Origin of the sequence: Bradyrhizobium sp. WD16 (assembly GCF_024181725.1) — a bacterium.
Classification (GTDB): domain Bacteria; phylum Pseudomonadota; class Alphaproteobacteria; order Rhizobiales; family Xanthobacteraceae; genus Bradyrhizobium_A.
Genome location: NZ_CP028908.1, coordinates 3,748,096 through 3,767,661, shown reverse-complemented (window position 1 = coordinate 3,767,661; position 19,566 = coordinate 3,748,096). Strand labels below are relative to the sequence as shown.

Genomic DNA, 19,566 nt, shown 5'->3' with positions numbered 1-19,566 from the left:
CATCAGAGATTATCTCGCAACTCGGCGCGCACTTTCTGAAGAATGCCGGCCCCGATAATGCAAGAGCCGGCAGCCCAGCCGATCATCGCAAACCACGTCCAGATCCCCGGCGCCATTCCGTCCAGCATGAGCGACCGGATCGCAGCCAAAAATGGACTGAACGGATTGACGGCCTGAAGCGCTGCAAGTCCGTACGGCATCAACTCGGCCGGGTACAGGACGGGCGATAGCCACATTCCCAACTGCAACAAGAGCGGCAACGTTTGCCCGACATCGCGCATAAGAACGTTGAGCGGCGAGAGCGCGAGCGATAGCCCGAACGCGAGCATCAAAAGCAGTATCGCGACGACTGGCAAGAGCGCCAGTTGGATCGGGTGGAAATGGCCGCTCAATGCGACCAACACGCAAAGGAAAAGCAGCAACGTCGCACAATAGATACTCGATGCCAAAATCGATTTGGCGATATAGACTTCTTCAGGAATTGATAATTTTCGAAGATACAGACTGTGCTCAACCAGCGAGTTCGTCCCGCGAGAGAGAGCGTCCGAAAGCGCCAGCCAGGGAAGCAGCCCACAGGCGATACTCAGGCTCGCGCCGACACCGCCTAGCCGAGAGTTAGTCGTCGGAAAAGCTCCCGACAGCACCGCCCCAAGCACGAAGACGATCGTCAGGGGGTACATAATATGCCACGCGATCCCCAAGCTCGTTCCCGCGTAACGCGTTCGAACTTCGTTGAGCGCATTCGCAACGATGTATCTTCGGTACGTTATCAATCCGCTGATGGTTGCCAATTCGGCTCTGCCACTCATGTCCGCTCGCCGATTCGGCGCCCCTGGAGTGCGCGATTAGCGTCGGCGAGCGCCGCTCGAAACTGATCTCCCGTTCGCCGATTTGGAGAAAAGATCCAACTCGGATCAAGCGGGAGATAGGGGGCAATGTCCTTGTCGCCGAATGCAACGAGTTCTTCCGTCCAGCCGTACCGATCCACCGTGACCATGAGCGACCGAGCGGCGTCGACATACCGGTGATCACGGCAAAGACAGAGTCTGATCTGAGAGATGTAGTGTCCGAAAGTCAGCGGAATGCCGCCCCCGAACTTATGACGCGCGGAAGGGGGCCCCTCTCGGCAGAGGGTTGCGATGCAGTCCGCGATATAAGCAGGGTCTTCGTTGGTTATCTCGATCACAGGACGATCGTCTATTCCGAAGTACTCGAAATCGTGAGCAAACGAGGCAAACACCGAAGTCGATGCCGACAACAGTTGCACCATCGGAAGCGGCTTTGACGCCGTCGACGATGCGGCAACGCTTCCGCCGCTTCCGCAGCCGACAAAAAGCGTACAGTATTGCGTCAAGTACGCAATTTCGCGGAGCGAAAGCGTTCCGGCGTACCTCGATCTGCTGTCCGAGATCTGCATCGGAACGTGCGTCGAAAAGATGACCGTGGCATCATCAAGAATGTCGTAGACTTTCTCGGCAACCGCCTGGGCGATATCGGGAGTTACGAATGACTGCCCGCTTTTCGAAGAGCACTCGAACAGAATGCGATGCCCGAACTCGGATAACCGGGCATCCTTGGCAAATCGCTCGACCCTCTCAAGCTCATCGTCGTCCAGACATATGACATTCTCGATGGGCACGGAAATGGGACGCGGATAGCTGCGCAGAATACTCGGCCTCACCGTTCCGTCGTAGTTCTCGAAATGGCTGGGCCAGATCTGGGACAGCAAAATTCGATCATACTCGCCCCTTTGATAGCGCCTGAAAGCTTCTCGCTCGAACAAGCGCCACGCCATTTCGTGTGCATTCCAGTCGGGGATTCCGATCTCCCAGACGTCATCAATATCCGGATTGTTCCGAAGCACTCCGACACACTGACTGGAAATGGCCCAAGTGATGTGAGCACGAGGGTAGTCATGCCGGAGTTGCCGCGCAAGAATCGTCGCGTACAGGCAGTCGCCGTTTGCGCCGAGTTGGCCTAGCAGAATCCGCTCCATCGTCAGGCCCGGGAAGCGTCCGGCGGCAACTGGAGACGATAGTTCGTGTTCAATATATCGGTCGCGATGTCCACGATGGTCTTGGTCGGAACACGATTGATCGCCTTGGCCAGCCGATCAAGCGAGACCCTGAACTGACCCGTATAATCGAGATCTGGACTCTCCAATTGTACCAAGCCAGCACCGGCGATCCCAAAAGCTGAAAACAGATGATCGACAGCGGCTCTGCCGGTCCACGTCTGTCCAGACCCTAACACGACTTCCGGGACATCAGACATCACGGCGAGATCGGCGACGATGTCCATGATCTCATCGGCGGCGCTCCAATCGACCGAGAAGTTCAGAGTCCTCACCTGCAGACTGGGTTCCCCGGTCGTCAGGGCGGAAGCAATTGCCCTCACCAACTGGGGAAAGAGATAGCTGGGATCGCGACGCGGCGACTCATGATTGAACAAGATGAGATTGGTCGTCGAGACGCCATGGCGCTGCCGATAGTAGGACAGCAATTCGCGGCTGGCCATCTTTCCTATGCTATACAAGCACGTGCCTCGAGCCGGCGTATCCTCATTGATGACCCCGACATGCGGATTTGGGAAGATCTTGCAGGATCCGGCATACATCACGCGGAGGTCTCGCGCCCTGGTACGTGCATGCTCGAGGACAGTCTGTATCGACCCAATATTAACAGCTAAAGCGCTCTGCCAGACACTCTCGTATTCGAAGCCGGACGGGCCGTGTACTGCGGCAGCATGGAAGACGTAATCCAGCGGATAGGAGCACAAGACATCAGTCAGCGCGCTCGCCGACCCGATATCTAACGAGATGTACTCAAACCTCTTCGAGCCAAAGTCATACGATGGAGCATCTTGACGTCCAACTCCTATAACGACGTGACCTCGTCGCAGGAGACTGTCAGCTAGATAGCTACCATCCTGACCATTAGTCCCCAACACAAGCGAGTACGGCATTGGACCGGCTACTCGAAGAGGATTCTCTCGATCGACGTACTCTGGGAGGACGCCGCTGCGACGGCGGCATCGAGGTTGTCAGCACCAACAACTTCCACGACAGGAAGGGGGAAGATCATCTTGGTTCCAGCCTCGATCGTCTTCCTCTCTCGCTCCAGGAACTCCTTCCGGAAGTGCCATGGGAGAACCAGATAATAGTCAGGCTTTGCCGCGCGGGACTCCTCCTCGGAGACAATCGGTATATCGGTGCCCAAAGTTCTTGAGCCGACCTTTTGCGGATTCCGATCGGCCGCGCAATCAACCATCAATCTATTTATGCCGTACCACTGAAGGAGCACGTTCCCCTTGGTCGAGGCGCCGTAGATGTGGATCCGCTCGCCGCGCGCCCGGATGTTGAAGATTAACGCATTGAGCTCATCCCGTGCGCGGTTGATGCGATCTTGAAATTGCAGATACGGCTTATCCGTGTCGAGCTCCAGTTCGAACTCCCGAATTCGCAACTGATGAATGAAGCTCTTATCCACCGCCGTGCCATACCGGCCTTCCGAGGCGTTGCAAGCGTAACAACGCAAGCTTCCGCCGTTGATGTCGTTGAGATCCACCTTGAAGATCCGCAGCCCCGCCTTCGCCGCGATGGTCTCGAGAACAGCCAAGCTGTAATACTCGAGGTGCTCATGACAGATGGTATCAAAGGAATTTTGTAGAAGCATAAGCGGCAGGTAGGACATCTCGAAGATCCAAATGCCATCCGGCTTCAGAAGCTTCTGAACCGCAGATGCAAACTCGACCGGCGCCTCGAGATCGTAGAACATCGCGATTGAGGTAACGACGTCAAATCCCCCCTCGGGAAGAACTGAAGAGGCCTGTTCGGACGGGAACGTCGTGTTCACGACTGTAACGTCGCCTTCAATTCCATTGGCGATATCGGAGGGATCGACCCCGAAGCGCTTCGAGCCGGCGGGATAGTTGGCCAACAACGTGCCGTCGTTGCACCCGACGTCCAGAACCACAGGCGCCTTCTTATCGATCAACGACAGAGCACTCTTCACGATCCCCGCAAGATGATCGCGCATCGTCGCATTCGTTCCGGAGCGATACCAATAGTTGGCGTAAAGAATCTCAGGCGGAAAGGTGTGCGCGAGCTGGAGAAGCCCACAGCCATCTTCATTCCGCGTCACGTCGCAGCGAACGAGCTGGGTTGGGAGTTTCCGTGTCGGCGGCATCAACGTACCCTCCTTCACGAACGACCCCTGCAGATACTGCGAGCCCAAATCAATGACAGGCGTAAGCTTTGCCGAATGGCAAACGCGGCATGTTGCACGATAACGCGGATGCAAGTTGCAGCTCCAAAATGCGCAGCCGACGCTGCATATTGCCCAGACAATCCTACCCGAAACGGTCCAGATGACAGGCCCGTACGATTGCCACGACCATCTATACTAACTGTTCAGTCGAAGCAATGAGGCCAGAATCTCACCACGCTTTGGTTTCTGTTGGAAACCCCACATGCGCCCCTCCCGACATCCAGCGGCGGTTCAGCGCCTATCGGAAAAGTTAATGCGCTCACGTTCGAAGACCACCGGCTTCTTCCGTACCTGCGCATAGATCGCAAGAATGTACTCCCCCAGCAACCCGGTCACAAAAAGCTGCACACCGCCAAAGAAGAAGACCGCGACGATGATCGAAAATATGCCGGGCTCGGCGAGACGCTGATAAAGCACCAAGCCAAGAATAAGGTTTGCCACTGCATAAACTATCGAAAGCGCAGCAATAGCGAAGCCCGCCAATAAGACGGCCCGCACCGGCGAGCTGGTGTAGGTGATGATGCCATTCAAACCCTGATCAACAAGCCTCGCGAGAGAGTTCTTAGAGAAGCCTCGCTTGCGGGCCATCCAGACGTAAGGCACGCCCACCGACTTATACCCACACTCGAACGTCATCATGCGCAGGAACGGGTAAGCATCCTCAATCTGCCGCATAGCTTCAACGACCTTCCGATCAACGAGCTGACAATCACCAACGCCTGGCGGTGCTGAAAGTTGAGTTAGTCCGGTTAGAAATCTGTAGTATCCAAAACGAACGGTCCGCATCAGCCAAGCCTCTTCGCGCTCGGCCCGAATGCCAAACACCACCTCAAACCCTTGCTCCCACAGCTCGACGAACTTGGGCAACAATGAAGGGGGGTCCTGAAGGTCGGCCGGCAGGAATAGCAAGACCGCATCTCCGGATGCCGCCATGACGCCGTTGTAATTTGATCGCATCGGACCGAAGTTTCGCGAATTAAGAATAATTTTGACGCTCGGATCCGACGCGGCAATTTCACGAAGAATTTCGATCGTGCCGTCCGTAGAGGCATTATCGCAAAACAGATGCTCTCGCTCGTAGCCCGGAAGGAAACGCTCGAATATGTCGCGAACGGCAGCGTAGCACTCCCGAACGTTCAACGCCTCGTTGTAGCACGGCGTAACGACGCTAATTCTGCGCAAGATTATTCCCTCCGCGGACACTCAACAGTCCGTCCAGTTGCAGACCGTCGACCTGAAACCGAAGACATCCGGCTCGGATGCATAGTCCGCTTATGCTGACTAGAATCGAAATACGATGTATGGCTTCCGGGTTGGAAAGCCTAAACGGCCGGGGGATTCTATGGATCGCGTGACCAAGTACAATGCGCTTGCATCCGCATTGATCATAACAATCGTATTGCAGAAGGCCGCCCTGCTCCTACACCATAGCGCCATTTACGGGCGCCTCGCCATCCCGCCGGTCTATGACGATGTTACTTATTTTGTCGATGGGCTTGAGCGACTAGCGACGCTGAAGTCTCAAGGCGTGATCGCGATGCTGCGGGGCCTCATTGAACTGCCGCCACACTCCCCGTACTCGAGCTTTGGCGCCTTTTTCGGATTCTTGATTACAAGCGGCTCAACGGTCGCGCCCTACGCCTTCAACGCTGTCGCGCTCTCGCTCATTACCGTCGCTTTCGTTGTTCTGTTCGAAGTACAGATCATTTCTGCTGCAATCATTACAGTTATCGTTGCCGCGACAGCCTGGTTCGATAACGCGGTAAATATCTACCATCCTGACATGATTGCCGGATACGCCACTTCGGTGATTGCGGCGACTGCCATCTTCCAACGACACCTGCTTTATGGGCGAAAGACAGTTTTCTTCGGAATTTGCGCAGGACTGGCCTTACTCATAAAGCCGACCGCATTCATCGCCATCCTTGCCGTCTGGTCGCTAGCCTTTGCAGTTGGAATGCTGGCATCCTTCTTGGGCGGCGAGGCGGCCAAGTCCATCGCGCGTCGAGCGACAACAGTCCTCGTTTGTGTCGCTTGCGTCGCAGGGCCCTACTTTGCGGTCCATTTTACCGGACTGATGACTTACATTTATCAGACGTTCGTCACCGACATCGATGCCTGGAACCAGATATATCTGCTGAAGAATGGCCCCACCGAGCGCTTCGGATTCTATATCGATCAGAGTTGGCAACTGTTCCACAACTGGGTCTGGCTGACCCTCGGGCTGTTCGTTCTCAGCTTTATTCTGGCGCTACGTCGCGGTGCACTGCCGAGAGTCGTGGAACTGCTGGGATTGTTGGCCCTCGTATTGACGTCTTACCTCATCCCGACGTTGGCGACGGTCAAACTGATGCTTTTTGGCTCCCTTCTCTATGGAGCGATCGTTGTCTCTCTGGGGGTGCTTGTGCACTTGGCCTGCGAAGAATTTCGATTCCGTCATCCCGGACCGCGGACAGCGAAATGGCTCTTGCCGGCGTACGCCCTTGCGCTTGTCGGAGGCTGCATCTTCGCGGACAGGGGCGATGCGCAGCAACACTTCCCTGCGGACACGCTTGTTGAAGCGCCCCAACTTTACGATCGCACCTATTCCAGGTTGGTTCAGGCGGCTGGAGGGGCAGAAAAGAAGGGCGCGTTTTCCGTATTCTTCCCGACAGCGGGTCCCATAGCGCCCGGCGCCTACCGATTTAGAGCTCTGAAGAATGGCATCGATCTGGCGGTAAACTACGCTCCACTCGAAACAGACATTAGCAAACTTAAGAAGATGTCGACCGACTTCGATTTTATCGTGCTGCCCGACGACGCACTTCTTGGCACACTCACCCGTTATCCGGTGAACGCCGAGCTCAATGACCTGACCGTGTGGTTGCGATCGAACGGGAATTTCAAGGAAGCTTCGGCCGTTGAACTCCCGAAGGGGAAGATGTTGATTTTTCATCGGACCGAAGCGAGCGGCCCTGTCGGACCGAAAGCACAGCAGCCCTAATCTGACGCGACCAGCCTAGTGTCCCGTTTCCAACGTTCGTATCCCATTGCAGCAGGCACTCATACGAACGTTGGAAACAAAGGGACACTAGCATCATTATGATTCTAGTGCGGTTTTGGATCTGACGCTCGTTTGAAGAACTCGCTGCAATACTGATACGAGCGTCAGATCCACCGCACTGGTTGATTACTCGCATGCTACCGCAGTCCGGGTGAATCAGCTCCCCCGAACTGCCCACAACGGGCCGGAATTGATCGTGCCGCCCAGTGGGGCGGCGCGCGCTGAAAACGCCTCAGGCCGCCGCGACCATGTCCGCGGCGACCAGCACGCGAACCTTCCGTCCGAGCATATCGAGTAGAATTGCGACGCGGTCGTGATCGGCAACACCGCTGAAGATACCTGCGGCATCCATAAAAATGCCAGACCGAACCCGAACCTTGTCCCCCGGAGCGAATGCCGGACGACTATCAAGCCTGACGAATCCCTTCTCGTCCTCCTGCGCCATGATCGCGGCTACGACACCCTCGGGCACCATTGCAGGATCGTCCCCGTTGGTCACCAGCCGCGCCACACCGAACGTCGACTGGATTGAACGCCAGCGATGTATCGCAATGTCGATAGCGACGAATATGTAGCGCGGGAACAGCGGCCTTGCGACGACCTCGAGCTTGCGAGCGTGCCGCCGCAGCTTCAGATAGCGCGGAAGGTAGACCTTAAAACCCTGCCGCTGCAGGTTCAGCGCGGCTTTCAACTCGCTGTTGACCTGGGTCTGAACGACGTACCAGCGCACTCCAGCCGCTGCAGTCATGGCGCCTCCTCCGCCGCCGATGCCGGCCGCAACCCCAGAAGCGCGGGCGCAAGAACCCGGTTCGCCCCGCAGACCACGACCGCCGCCTCAAAGGATTCGCGGGCACGGATCACATCGGTGATCAGCACAGCATCGAATGACGCAGTAATCTCGGCGAATGAGCCTACGACCTCGACGCCGACGAATGTCGTACTTTCGCTGCGCGGATCGACCACCGCAACGATCGTGATGCCCGCCTCAACGGCACACAGGATGGCAATCTCGGCTAGATCGGACCTGCCGGCGATCAGAAGCCGGGCGAAACCCGCGGCCCTGGCTCTCTCGAAAACCTGGGCGCAGTCGCTCTTGGCGTGACGAAAGAAGGAGAATGAGTTGGAAAGATACTGAACTGTCAGGCGAGACTTCTCAGCGAAGCCCTGCGGAGTGAGGTAATAAGCGTAACGACGCGTAGGGGCATCATGGACTTTTACCAGCCCCTTCTTGATGCAGCGCTTGAGGTAGGCATTGACGAGACCAAGGGCAATGCCGAGCTCGGCCGCAATGCGACGTTGCGAACGGGCACCATCGGCCTCCACGGAGTTTAGCAGGCCCAGAACGATCTGCTCGTTCTCATGCCCCCCCTCCAGCAAGTGGTCCATGGCGTCGCGCCCTCCTGTTTGGGCGCAGGCCATACCCCGTTCACGACGTGAACGTCAAGCTCCTTGTTCACGACATGAACATCGATAATGTCATTGTCGAGGCAGCGACTACGCCTGGTTTTTCCGGCAACCAACGGCGACGTCTGGCATACTCCCGCCTCCCCCTGAACGGCGACCGTAGGCCAGCCGTAAGCCTTTGAGACGACACAAACTCTTCTTAACTTTCCTTCAACGAATCGGACATCTAAGTTTCGCCAAGCGGGATTCCGTAACGTACTGAGCGACGCCGACCCAGGGTCCGCCGGAGACGCATGCAATGTCTCCGGAGTGCTGAAGCAAGGCCTGTGCATGTCACTGAATCTCGTCCTGAGCTACGAAAGTTCCGCTCTCGCCGCCCCACAAAGCTTCCGGGATGGCATGCAGACCGCGGCGAACATTCTCGATTCCCTGATTCAGGACAACATCACCGTCACCATCCAGGTCGGCTACGGCGACTGGTACAACAATTACGATACCGGCCTGACGACTGGCGCCGAAGGCGGCGTCCTGAACGGCACCTACGTTTCCTACAGCACGCTTCGTGCCGCACTCGCGACCCATGCCACGTCGTCGCTCGACCAGACGCTGGTCAATTCGCTGCCCGCGACGACATCGGTCAACGGCTATTCCAGCCTCTGGGTGTCGTCCGCGGTCGAAAAGGCCCTGGGCCTGATGTCGGCGACAGCCGCGACGCTCGACGGCGCGGTCGGCATCGGCACCCAGATCTCCGGCAGTCTGCTGGTCGGCGTGGCGCTGCACGAACTGACCCACGCCATGGGACGCGTGCCGGATAACGGCAGCTTCGATCTCGTCCGCTACACCAGTGCCGGCAATCACCTGTTCTCAACGGGAGCGACCGCCCCCGCCGCCTATTTCTCCATTGATGGCGGCCTGACCAAACTCGCCGATTTCGGACAGTCGTCCGACCCGAGCGACTTTCTCAACAGCGGCGTTCAGGGCTCGACCGATCCGTTCAACGAATTCTACAGCTGGAGCACCAACCAGAGCCTGTCCACCGTCGACAAGCAGATCATGGACGCCATCGGGTTCAGCATAACGCCAGCTACTCCGGTGCTCGTCGAATCGTCCGGTCTGACGAGCCTCAGCCAAGTGGGCCTGAACTATTCGCTGGCAACCGGGGGCGCCACCGTTTCACTGAAATCTGGTGGCGCGAATGTCGTCGCTGGCCAATTCGGCGGTTGGACTCCGATCGGCGCCGAGCAGGTCGGCAGCGGCTTCGACATCGCCTGGAAGGTCACTGGCTCCGACCAGTACATCGTCTGGAGCACGGATAGCAGCGGCAACTATTTGAGCTCTATGACCGGCATCGTGTCGGGGGCGAGCGCCGCATTGGAATCGTTCGAGACCACCTTCCATCAGGACCTCAATGGCGACGGCACCATCGGCTTGCTCGCCACCACCATCGAGTCGCTCGGTTCGACCAGCCTCACTCAACTCGGCCTCAACTATTACCTCGGCGCAGCCGGTTCTGCTCCATCGCTCAAGTATCAGGGCTCGGGCGTCACTGCCGGCCAGTTCGGCGGTTGGGCGCCGATCGGCGCCGAGCAAATCGGCAGCGGCTTCGACGTCGCCTGGAAGGTCACTGGCTCCGACCAGTACATCGTCTGGAGCACGGATGGCAGCGGCAACTATTTGAGCTCCATGACCGGCATCGTGTCGGGGGCGAGCGCCGCATTGGAATCGTTCGAGACCACCTTCCACCAGGACCTCAACGGCGACGGCACCATCGGCTTGCTCGCCACCACCATAGAGTCGCTCGGTTCGACCAGCCTCACTCAACTCGGCCTCAACTATTACCTCGGCGCAGCCGGTTCTGCTCCATCGCTCAAGTATCAGGGCTCGGGCGTCACCGCCGGCCAGTTCGGCGGTTGGGCGCCGATCGGCGCCGAGCAGGTCGGCAGCGGCTTTGACGTCGCCTGGAAGGTCACTGGCTCCGATCAGTACATCGTCTGGAGCACGGATGGCAGCGGCAACTATTTGAGCTCCATGACCGGCATCGTGTCGGGGGCGAGCGCCGCTTTGGAATCGTTCGAGACCACCTTCCATCAGGACCTCAACGGCGACGGCACCATCGGCTTGCTCGCCACCACCATCGAGTCACTCGGTTCGACCAGCCTCACTCAACTCGGCCTCAACTATTACCTCGGCGCAGCCGGTTCTGCTCCATCGCTCAAGTATCAGGGCTCGGGCGTCACCGCCGGCCAGTTCGGCGGTTGGGCGCCGATCGGCGCCGAGCAGATCGGCAGCGGCTTTGACGTCGCCTGGAAGGTCACTGGCTCCGATCAGTACATCGTCTGGAGCACGGATGGCAGCGGTAACTATTTGAGCTCCATGACCGGCATCGTGTCGGGGGCGAGCGCCGCATTGGAATCATTCGAGACCACCTTCCATCAGGACCTCAACGGCGACGGCACCATCGGCGTGCCGCCAGCTGCAACCGCTTTCCTCACCGGCCTATCGTCGGCGACCAGCAGCTTTGATGGTTCGACCGTGACCCTACCCTCAGGCGCCGGGGCCCCGATTAGCGCGACCCTGATCGGCTTCTCCGGCGACGGCACCCTCGCCGGCTCCCATCAGGTCGATCTGCGGGGCTTCGAACTCGCGAAGCTCCAGTCGAGCTTCGACGCGTCGTCGGGCGTGCTGTCGTTGAGCGACGGCACCCATGCCGCCAACCTGCAGTTCCTCGGGATCGCTTCACAGGACAGCTTCAAATTCGCCAACGATGGTGCTGGCGGCACGACGGTCTATGTAACAACCACCGCAAACGGGGCCGGCGCAGCACCGACCGCTGCGGCGACTACGCTCGATGGCGAGACTTTCATCTTCGCTCCGAATTTCGGCCAGGCCGCGCTCTCCCACTTCGATCCGGCCACGGACACGCTCCAGATCAACCATAATGTCTTCGCGAATGCGAACGCCTTCCTCGCCGCCGCCCACGACGACGGCGGCGGAAATGTCGTGGTCGTCGACGGCGCTCACGACACGCTGTCGATCCAGCATGTGACGCTGGCGCAACTCCAGGCCCATCAGAACGACCTCCATTTCGTCTGACACGCATTCCCGCCGCATGGCGCCCGCAGCCGCCGGTGGCCATCCACAGAGCGTCTGCGAGCGCTGCTGCGCTCGACAGGCAAAGGCGCAGGATATAAACCCCTCCCCGGGGGAATCTGCCGACTGGCTCGGCGGATGAGACTGAGGGGGCCCGGACATGGGCCGGTTTGCATGTTCAGGCTCAAGCTGAGGGTGGGCGCGAGGATGACCGGCTGCGGGATCACTGATGGGTCGATGGCGGCGTCATGGGGCGACCTCGCCCGGGTGGAGCCGCCCAAGTGACCCACGAGGCGTCGCCGACGCTGCTGCCCGGCCGAGTGATCGCCGTGCTGGCATTCGTACTGCTGCTGCCGGTGGCGCTGGCGGCCATCGCCTTTCCCACCGCCATGTATGACACCCGGGAGCTGATCGCCTGGGGGCGGCATTTTCCACTGGTGACCCCCGACCATCCGCCGATGATGGCCTGGATCGGCGGCGCCATCGACCTGCTGTTCGGTCATTCCGCTGTTGCAGTGGTCCTGGCCAATCAGATTCTGATGGCGATCGGCCTCGCCTATTTCCACGCCGTGCTGCGGCTGGTCGGCCCACGCTCGAGCGCCTGGCTGTTCACCCTGCTCTACGGCACGACTTTCTATCTGGCCTTTGCCCCGCTGTCCTTCGCGCTCAACGCCGACATCCTCCAGCTCACCTCCTGGCCGGCGATCGTCTATTACTGCTTGCGCGCCGCCCGCACCAACCGTTGGCGAGACTGGCTCGGCTTCGGCGCCTGGTCGGCGGCCGCGCTCCTGACGAAATATAATGCCGCCATCCTGCTCGCCGGCCTTGGCGTCGCCATGGTGGTGGAGCCCTCCTTCCGCATCATGTGGCGACGGCCCGGTCTCTATGCGGCCATCGCTCTGGGCCTCGTGCTGGTCGCCCCCCATGTCGCCGCCGTCCTGGTGCATGGCCAGGCCGTGAGCTACGGGCTCGCTCATTTCACCCCGGCCGGCGGCGCCTGGAAGCGGCTGGTTGATATTGGTCAGCTTCTGCTCGGGCATGCCGTCTTCCTGCTTCCCGGCGCCATCATCGCTCTGATCGGCCTCAAGCAGGGCAATCTCGCCTTGCGCACCGACCACGACGCGCAGGCCGAGCGCCGCGTCATCCTGGCGATGAACATCGCCATGCAGGCGGCGCTACTCGTTCTGGTTCTGATCGCCGGTCTCGATTACATCTTCCGCTTCAGTGCCCCTTACGCGATGATGATCGCGCTGGGCCTCGCCCCGCTCTTGCGGCCGATTGGGGATTGGCGTCCCTGGGCCGAGCGGCGGCTGATTGCGGTTCTCGGCGGGCTTTATCTTGCCATCGGCGTCATCGTCGCCACCGTCTACACCGTCTTTGCCAGCCACAGTGCGATGCAGGAGCCGATCGAGGCCGGAGCGCACGCCATCCTCGAAGACTGGAACAAGCAGTTCCCGTGCGGGCCCGCCTATTTCATCGGCGGACGGCAAAAAGTCTATGGTGTCGGCATCGAGGCCGGCCCGCAGGTCACCGCCCTCTTCTATCGGGACATCGCCGGCGCCGCCTGGTTCGATCGCGACAAGCTGAACGCCGGGGGCGCCGTCGTGATGGATGGCAGCGCGGAGTATCAATCCCACTTGCAGAACTACCTGTTCGGCCTGCCGCCGACGCCCGAGCGAAGCGTCACGCTGCCGCTGCGGCGAACGCTCAAGCCCAAGACGTTCACCTACGTCTATCATTTCATTCCGCCGGCCGACTGCAGCCGCGCCGACCTGCGGCACCCCGCCGCCGCGAAGGGCCATTGACCGCCGTTACGGGCGCTCCTCCCGCCGATTACGCCCGCATCCTTGCCGGCACGAACCGCTGCCCCATGGACAGGAGGCCTTCCATCAAGCTTGCGGGCGCCTCGACGATGACGCCGCGCAGGATCATCACGAGGCTAAGCCCCCCGACGATCGCCAGGATCGCATACTGCACCACGATCGCGACAGGATGATTGGTCGCCAGCGTCGTGCAGGCGAAACCGGCGATACGAACCACCAGTACGGTCAGCAGCATGGCCGAGACCGCAAAATTGCGGCTTTGCCGGGTGGTTCGAGGCATGCCGAGAAATGCGAAGGCGAGCAGCGCAAAGACCACCGGATACAGCGGCGCAAACAGCCGGTCGTGAAATTCAGTCCGGAACTCGCGCAGATCCGTCGCACTTGCCGTGACATCGGGTGGCGGAGACAGCAATTCGGGCGTCAGACGCTCGTGAACGTTGTAAATGATACTGGGATTGGGATTCGAAAACGCCGAGAGGTCGAAGGCGTAGCTTTTGAACGCGACCAGCGCCGGGTCGCGCTGGCCGTTTTCGAAACGCTGAAGATTGCCGTCTTCCAGAATGAGGAATGAACCGCGGCTATTGGTCTCGACCGTGCCCCGATCAGCAACGATGTTGACGCGCTGCTGCGGATCGCGGCGGTCGTCGATGAAGAGCCCGTGCAACACGTTGCCGGGCAGCCGCTCCTTGATGCGCAAGGTGAGCTTGTCGAGTTTGATGAACTGGCCCGGCTGGATGACATTGGCGACCACGTCGGCGCCGAGCTGGGTGTTCCAGCGGCGCAGCGCCCTCAGACATTCCGGCGCCAAAAAAAGCGAGATGAAGGCGATCATGAAACAGACCGCCACAGTCGCCAGCAGAAAGGGCCGCAGGAACCGCAGCGGCGGGATCCCCGCGGCGCTGATCACGATCACTTCCGAGTCGGTGCCCAGGCGGTTCAGCGTGTGCATCACCGCGACCAGAAGTGCGATCGGAGCGATGATCGACATCAGCAGCGGTATCGCAAGACCGGAAATGCCGAGAAAGACCAGGATGGTTTGTCCCTGGCTGGTCATCAGGTCGATATTGCGCAGCGCCTGGGTGATCCAGATCACCCCGGTCAGCGAGATCAGCACGATCAGGAATGACGCCAGCGTGATTTTGATGACGTAGCCGTCGATCGCCCCGACATTTGCGAGCGCCCGCAGACGCGCTCCGAACCCCGTGCCATCGCGTCGCGTATCGTTGCGCGGAGCCGGCGCTCCGCGACGGATCTGAACCTCATGCATGGCCGCAATATATTGCGCGGCAGCACAGGACGCAATTCGTACCTCGCCGCCATCTAGTGTCCTGTTTCCAACGTTCGTATGCCATTGCAGCAGGCGCTCATACGAACGTTGGAAACAAGGGGACACTAGCAATGATCATGATTCTAGTGTGGTTTTGGATCTGACGCTCGTTCGAAGAACTCGCTGCAATACTGAAACGAGCGTCAGATCCACCACACTAGTGTGGCGTCTCGCAATTGCCTACCGCCTTTGCGGCCAGTCTGTCGTCGGCAATTGCGAGACATAAGCCACACTAGCGCTTTGATTTTGCTAGTGTCCTGATGTCTCCGAATTACCGTGCGAGAGTGAGGCAAATGAAGCGGTAATTCGGAGACAGGACACTAGTGTGGCGTCTCGCAATTGCCTACCGCCTTTGCGGCCAGTCTGTCGTCGGCAATTGCGAGACATAAGCCACACTAGCGCTTTGATTTTGCTAGTGTCCTTTATGTCTCCGAATGACCGTGCGAGGGTGAGGCAAATGGAGCGGTAATTCGGAGACAGGACACTAGATTGGCGCCGCCCCTCCCCGGCCGAGCGGCCTCACAACGGCCGGCCTGAGGTGGGGCCGATTCGAGAGATATCCTGCGCAATCGAAACGCCTGTTTACCCACACACCGCGGAGGGATGCCGAAGCGTGCTCCGCAGACCAGCCCGTCGCCGAAGCGTCATCAGAATCCATAGATATTCCACTTGCTTAGCCTCCATGATCAACGACGCCTGAAAACCTTGACTTTTGGCAACCATTGATTGCAATCTCCACCATCGGGGGCGAGTTGGGGCGGATTTCTTGGACCATTGTTCCGGCGACACGCGGAGCCATGCCGCATCGCGGGCCATTCGGGCCGGCTGCGACGACGGGCAGTCCATCGCCTTCGTTTCCGGCAACTTCAATGTCGTTCATCCCGGACACCTCAGGCTGCTGAAATTCGCCGCCGAGCAAGCCGATATCCTGGTCGTCGGGGTCAATCCCGACGGTTCGCCGGGCGTCACGCTGCCGCAGGAGATGCGGCTGGAGAACGTCCGGTCGATCGCGCTGGTCACCCACGCGGTCCAGCTCGAAAGCAGTAGCGAGGCCTTCATCGAAAGCCTGCGCCCGAACGTCGTCGTCAAGGGCAAGGAATTCGAAACCAGGTTCAACCCCGAACAGACGGCTGTCGAGAGCTATGGCGGCCGCCTGGTCTTCAGCTCAGGCGAGTTGCGCTTCGCATCCTTGTCGCTGCTGGAGCGGGATTATGTGCATCCCGACCTTTCCACCATCCGCAAGCCGCTGGACTTCCCGCGGCGACACGGCTTCGACATCTTCAATCTCAAGGCAATCCTCGGCAAGCTCGCCGGCATGCGCGTGATGGTCATCGGCGACCTCATCGTCGACGAATATGTCACCTGCGATCCGATCGGCATGTCGCAGGAGGATCCCACGATCGTCGTCACACCGCTGGTGACCAAGACCTTCGTCGGCGGTGCCGGTGGGGTCGCCGCCCACGCCCACGGCCTCGGCGCCGACGTTCGCTTTTTTACCCTGGTCGGCAATGATGCGGCGGCGCGGTTCACTCGTGACACCCTCGAGGAGCATGGCGTTCGTTGCGATTATTTCGTCGACGAGACCCGCCCAACCACCCGCAAGCAGCGCTTCCGCGCCCTGAACAAGACGCTGCTGCGCGTCAACCACCTGCGCCAGCACGCCGCCGACCTCGACATTCAGCGCAGCATCCTCGCGGCCGTCGATGACGCGCTCTCGTCGAGCGACCTGCTGCTGTTCTCCTGCTTCAATTACGGCTGCCTGCCGCAGGATCTGGTCGATGCGATCTCGGAGCGCGCGCGGGCTCGCAGGGTGATGATGGCCGCCGACAGCCAGACCTCGTCCCAGATCGGCGACGTCTCCCGTTTCAAGGGCATGACGTTGCTTACCCCGACCGAGCACGAAGCCCGCGTGGCGCTCAACGACTTCACGTCCGGTCTTGCCGCCATCAGCGAGCAGTTGATCGATCGCGCAGGCGCGACCCACCTTGTCGTGACGATGGGGGCCGAGGGCGCGCTGATCAACAGCGCGGGCGATGGTGGGCTGATCACGGATCGACTGCAGGCCTTCAATCCATCGCCCAAGGACGTCTCCGGCGCGGGCGACAGCTTCTTCATGGGATCGGCGATGGCGCTTCGCGCCGGCGCCGATATCTGGCAGAGTTCCTATGTCGGGGCTCTCGCCGCGGCGCTGCAGGTCTCCCGCGTCGGCAATTTACCGCTCACGACAGCCGAGCTCGTCGCTGAAATCGACGAGACCGGCTTCAGCCATGATTGAGAGGCGCAACGCGATGCGCGCCCTCCTGCTCGCGGCCGGCCTCGGAACCCGCCTTCACCCCCTCACCGTCCACACCCCGAAGTGCCTCGTCCCGATCCATGGTCGGCCGCTGCTGGACTACTGGTTCGACTTGCTGTTTGCGGCCGGGATCGACCGCGTCCTCCTCAACACCCATTGGCTGGCCGACCAGGTTCGCGACCACGTCGCCGCCTCACCCTTCGCCTCCAGGGTTGACCTCGTTCACGAGCGCGAATTGCTCGGCACCGGAGGCACCGTGCTCGCCAACAGGGCCTGGTTGCAAGGCGAGCCGTTCCTTCTCGCCCATGCCGACAATCTCACCGACTTCGATGTCGTCGGCCTGTTGCGCGCACATCGGGGGCGCCCGCCGGGCCATGTGCTCACCATGCTGGGCTTTCGCACCGACAGCCCCCGGTCCTGCGGCATCCTTGAGCTGGACGCCCGGCAAAACGTCATCGCTTTCCACGAGAAGGTCGAAAGCCCGCCGGGCAATCTCGCCAACGGCGCGGTGTATGTCTGCGAGCCCGAACTGATCGACGCCATTACCGCGCTGGGCAGGCCCTTCGTCGACCTGTCGACCGACGTGATCCCACGCTTTCTCGGCCGCATCCTCTGCGTGGAAACAGATGGATACCACCGTGACATCGGCAGCAACGCAAGCTTGCGCCGGGCCGAGGTGGAGTTTAAGCCAAAACAGCGCGCCGGATTGCTTGAAACACGATCAGGGAGCGGGTCTGGCGACTTGCCGACGAGGGGGCTGGAATGAAGATTTTCGTCACCGGCGCGTGCGGATACAAGGGCAGTGTGCTCGTGCCGAAGCTCTTGAAGGCCGGCCATCAGGTGGTCGCCTTCGACATCATGTGGTTCGGCAATTTTCTCGATCCCCATCCCGATCTGTCGGTCGTGCGCGGCGACGTCCGCAACACGGACGAGATCGATCTCTCCGGCGTCGACGCCATCATTCACCTCTCGAGCGTTGCCAACGATCCCTGCGGCGATCTCGACCCCAAACTGACCTGGGAGATCAGCTGTCTCGCCACCATGCAGCTTGCCGACCGCGCCAGGCGCGCCGGCGTCGAGCGCTTCATCTACGCCTCCTCCGGCAGCGTCTATGGCGTGAAGGAAGAGGAGCAGGTCACCGAGGACCTCGAACTGCTGCCGATCTCGGAATACAACAAGACCAAGATGTGCGCGGAACGGATCATGCTGTCCTACAAGGACGACATGGTGGTGCAGATCGTGCGCCCGGCCACCGTCTGCGGCTACTCGCCGCGCCAGCGGCTCGATGTCTCCGTCAACATGCTGACCATGCAGGCGCTGCTCAACGGTCGCATCACCGTGTTCGGAGGCGACCAGACGCGGCCCAACATTCACATCGACGACATCACCGATCTGTATCTGTTCCTGCTCGACCATCCCGAACATACCGGCATCTACAATGCCGGATTTGAGAATATCTCGATCCTCGAGATCGCGAAGATGGTCGCCGATCACGTCAAGGCGGAGATCGTGGTCACGCCCTCCAACGATCCGCGAAGCTATCGCGTCAATTCCGACCGGCTGCTCGCCACCGGCTTTCGACCCAGGAAAACGGTCGACGACGCCATCCGGGAACTGATCGGCATGCACGCCCAGGGCCGCCTCAGCAACGACGACCGCTGGTACAATCTGAAGTGGATGGAGCGGGAGGTGGTGAAATGAATGCGCATGCGTTTACGACCCCGACCGGATTGTTCACCGACTATTCGAAGCGGCTGAGCGCCCTGCTGCAAGGTTTTGACTGGTCGCCGGTGGAACGGCTGGCGCACGAATTCCATGACTGCTGGCTGACCGGCCGGCAGGTGTTCTTCATGGGCAATGGCGGCAGCGGTGGCAACGCCAACCATCTCGCCAACGACTTCCTGTATGCGGTCTCAAAACTCGCGGGCTCGGGCCTGCGGGTGCAGTCGCTGGCGGCCAACCCGTCGGTGCTCACCTGTCTTGCCAACGACGAGGGCTACGACCAGGTCTTCTCGCTGCAACTCGCAGTCCAGGCGCGGCGCGGCGATGTGCTGGTAGCCCTGTCGGGCTCCGGCAATTCCGCCAATATCCTGCGCGGTCTCGACGAAGCCCGCCGGATCGGCATGACGAGCTACGCCCTGCTCGGCTACAATGGCGGCAAGGCCAAGGACCTCGCCGACGTCTCGATCCACTTCCCGATCCAGGACATGCAGATTTCCGAAGACGCGCAGATGATCGTCGGTCATATGATCATGCAATGGCTCTACAGCCGGCGCGGCGACATCGTGGCCCCGCCAGCGGCAACGAATTGATCGACG

At 60.2% G+C, this 19,566-nt stretch carries 15 protein-coding genes; 7 read left to right on the top strand and 8 right to left on the bottom strand.

Features of this window, described 5'->3' with window-relative positions:
* Window positions 1–2: 2 nt before the first annotated feature.
* The 5 genes from DB459_RS17415 to DB459_RS17395 form a co-directional block, all read right to left on the bottom strand.
* The gene (locus DB459_RS17415) at window positions 3–809 is read right to left on the bottom strand and encodes an ABC transporter permease (RefSeq protein WP_253706528.1); all 807 of its coding nucleotides are present in this window, start codon (window positions 807–809) and stop codon (window positions 3–5) included.
* Window positions 806–1,996, bottom strand: a complete 1,191-nt coding sequence (locus tag DB459_RS17410) for a hypothetical protein (protein ID WP_253706527.1) — start codon at window positions 1,994–1,996, stop codon at window positions 806–808. Before DB459_RS17410 ends, DB459_RS17415 begins: the two co-directional genes overlap by 4 nt.
* A 2-nt stretch (window positions 1,997–1,998) precedes the next feature.
* The gene (locus DB459_RS17405; protein WP_253706526.1) at window positions 1,999–2,964 is read right to left on the bottom strand and encodes a GDP-mannose 4,6-dehydratase; all 966 of its coding nucleotides are present in this window, start codon (window positions 2,962–2,964) and stop codon (window positions 1,999–2,001) included.
* 8 nt (window positions 2,965–2,972) lie between these two features.
* Window positions 2,973–4,301, bottom strand: a complete 1,329-nt coding sequence (locus DB459_RS17400) for a class I SAM-dependent methyltransferase (protein ID WP_256519202.1) — start codon at window positions 4,299–4,301, stop codon at window positions 2,973–2,975.
* Window positions 4,302–4,499: 198 nt separating this feature from the next.
* Complete coding sequence (locus DB459_RS17395; protein WP_253706525.1) at window positions 4,500–5,450, bottom strand: glycosyltransferase family 2 protein; 951 nt, start codon at window positions 5,448–5,450, stop codon at window positions 4,500–4,502.
* A 160-nt stretch (window positions 5,451–5,610) separates the two neighbouring features.
* On the opposite strand from DB459_RS17395, the gene DB459_RS17390 reads away from it, so the two are divergent.
* Window positions 5,611–7,251, top strand: coding sequence for a hypothetical protein (locus tag DB459_RS17390; protein ID WP_253706524.1), 1,641 nt, complete (start codon window positions 5,611–5,613; stop codon window positions 7,249–7,251).
* 292 nt (window positions 7,252–7,543) lie between these two features.
* Here DB459_RS17390 and DB459_RS17385 read toward each other — a convergent pair whose 3' ends face one another.
* Window positions 7,544–8,059 (bottom strand): transcription termination/antitermination protein NusG, encoded by a 516-nt coding sequence (locus tag DB459_RS17385; RefSeq protein WP_253706523.1) that lies wholly within the window; start codon window positions 8,057–8,059, stop codon window positions 7,544–7,546.
* Window positions 8,056–8,697, bottom strand: a complete 642-nt coding sequence (locus DB459_RS17380; protein ID WP_253706522.1) for a winged helix-turn-helix transcriptional regulator — start codon at window positions 8,695–8,697, stop codon at window positions 8,056–8,058. Before DB459_RS17380 ends, DB459_RS17385 begins: the two co-directional genes overlap by 4 nt.
* A 348-nt stretch (window positions 8,698–9,045) precedes the next feature.
* On the opposite strand from DB459_RS17380, the gene DB459_RS17375 reads away from it, so the two are divergent.
* Together DB459_RS17375 and DB459_RS17370 are read left to right on the top strand one after the other, a co-directional pair.
* Window positions 9,046–11,808, top strand: a complete 2,763-nt coding sequence (locus tag DB459_RS17375; protein WP_253706521.1) for an NF038122 family metalloprotease — start codon at window positions 9,046–9,048, stop codon at window positions 11,806–11,808.
* Between the two features lie 278 nt (window positions 11,809–12,086).
* On the top strand, window positions 12,087–13,610 hold the full coding sequence (locus tag DB459_RS17370) for a glycosyltransferase family 39 protein (protein WP_253706520.1): 1,524 nt from the start codon (window positions 12,087–12,089) through the stop codon (window positions 13,608–13,610).
* A 28-nt stretch (window positions 13,611–13,638) separates the two neighbouring features.
* Here the strand turns inward: DB459_RS17370 and lptF are convergent, their stop codons facing one another.
* Complete coding sequence (lptF, locus tag DB459_RS17365; RefSeq protein WP_253706519.1) at window positions 13,639–15,021, bottom strand: LPS export ABC transporter permease LptF; 1,383 nt, start codon at window positions 15,019–15,021, stop codon at window positions 13,639–13,641.
* A 700-nt stretch (window positions 15,022–15,721) separates the two neighbouring features.
* On the opposite strand from lptF, the gene DB459_RS17360 reads away from it, so the two are divergent.
* From DB459_RS17360 to DB459_RS17345, 4 genes are read left to right on the top strand one after another with little or no spacing between them, the layout of a single operon-like run.
* Complete coding sequence (locus DB459_RS17360) at window positions 15,722–17,230, top strand: PfkB family carbohydrate kinase (protein ID WP_253706518.1); 1,509 nt, start codon at window positions 15,722–15,724, stop codon at window positions 17,228–17,230.
* A 13-nt stretch (window positions 17,231–17,243) separates the two neighbouring features.
* The gene (locus DB459_RS17355) at window positions 17,244–18,014 is read left to right on the top strand and encodes a nucleotidyltransferase family protein (RefSeq protein WP_253706517.1); all 771 of its coding nucleotides are present in this window, start codon (window positions 17,244–17,246) and stop codon (window positions 18,012–18,014) included.
* On the top strand, window positions 18,011–18,949 hold the full coding sequence (locus DB459_RS17350; protein WP_253706516.1) for an NAD(P)-dependent oxidoreductase: 939 nt from the start codon (window positions 18,011–18,013) through the stop codon (window positions 18,947–18,949). Before DB459_RS17355 ends, DB459_RS17350 begins: the two co-directional genes overlap by 4 nt.
* Window positions 18,946–19,560, top strand: a complete 615-nt coding sequence (locus tag DB459_RS17345; RefSeq protein ID WP_253706515.1) for an SIS domain-containing protein — start codon at window positions 18,946–18,948, stop codon at window positions 19,558–19,560. The genes DB459_RS17350 and DB459_RS17345 overlap by 4 nt, the downstream gene beginning before the upstream one ends.
* The last annotated feature ends 6 nt before the right edge of the window (window positions 19,561–19,566 follow it).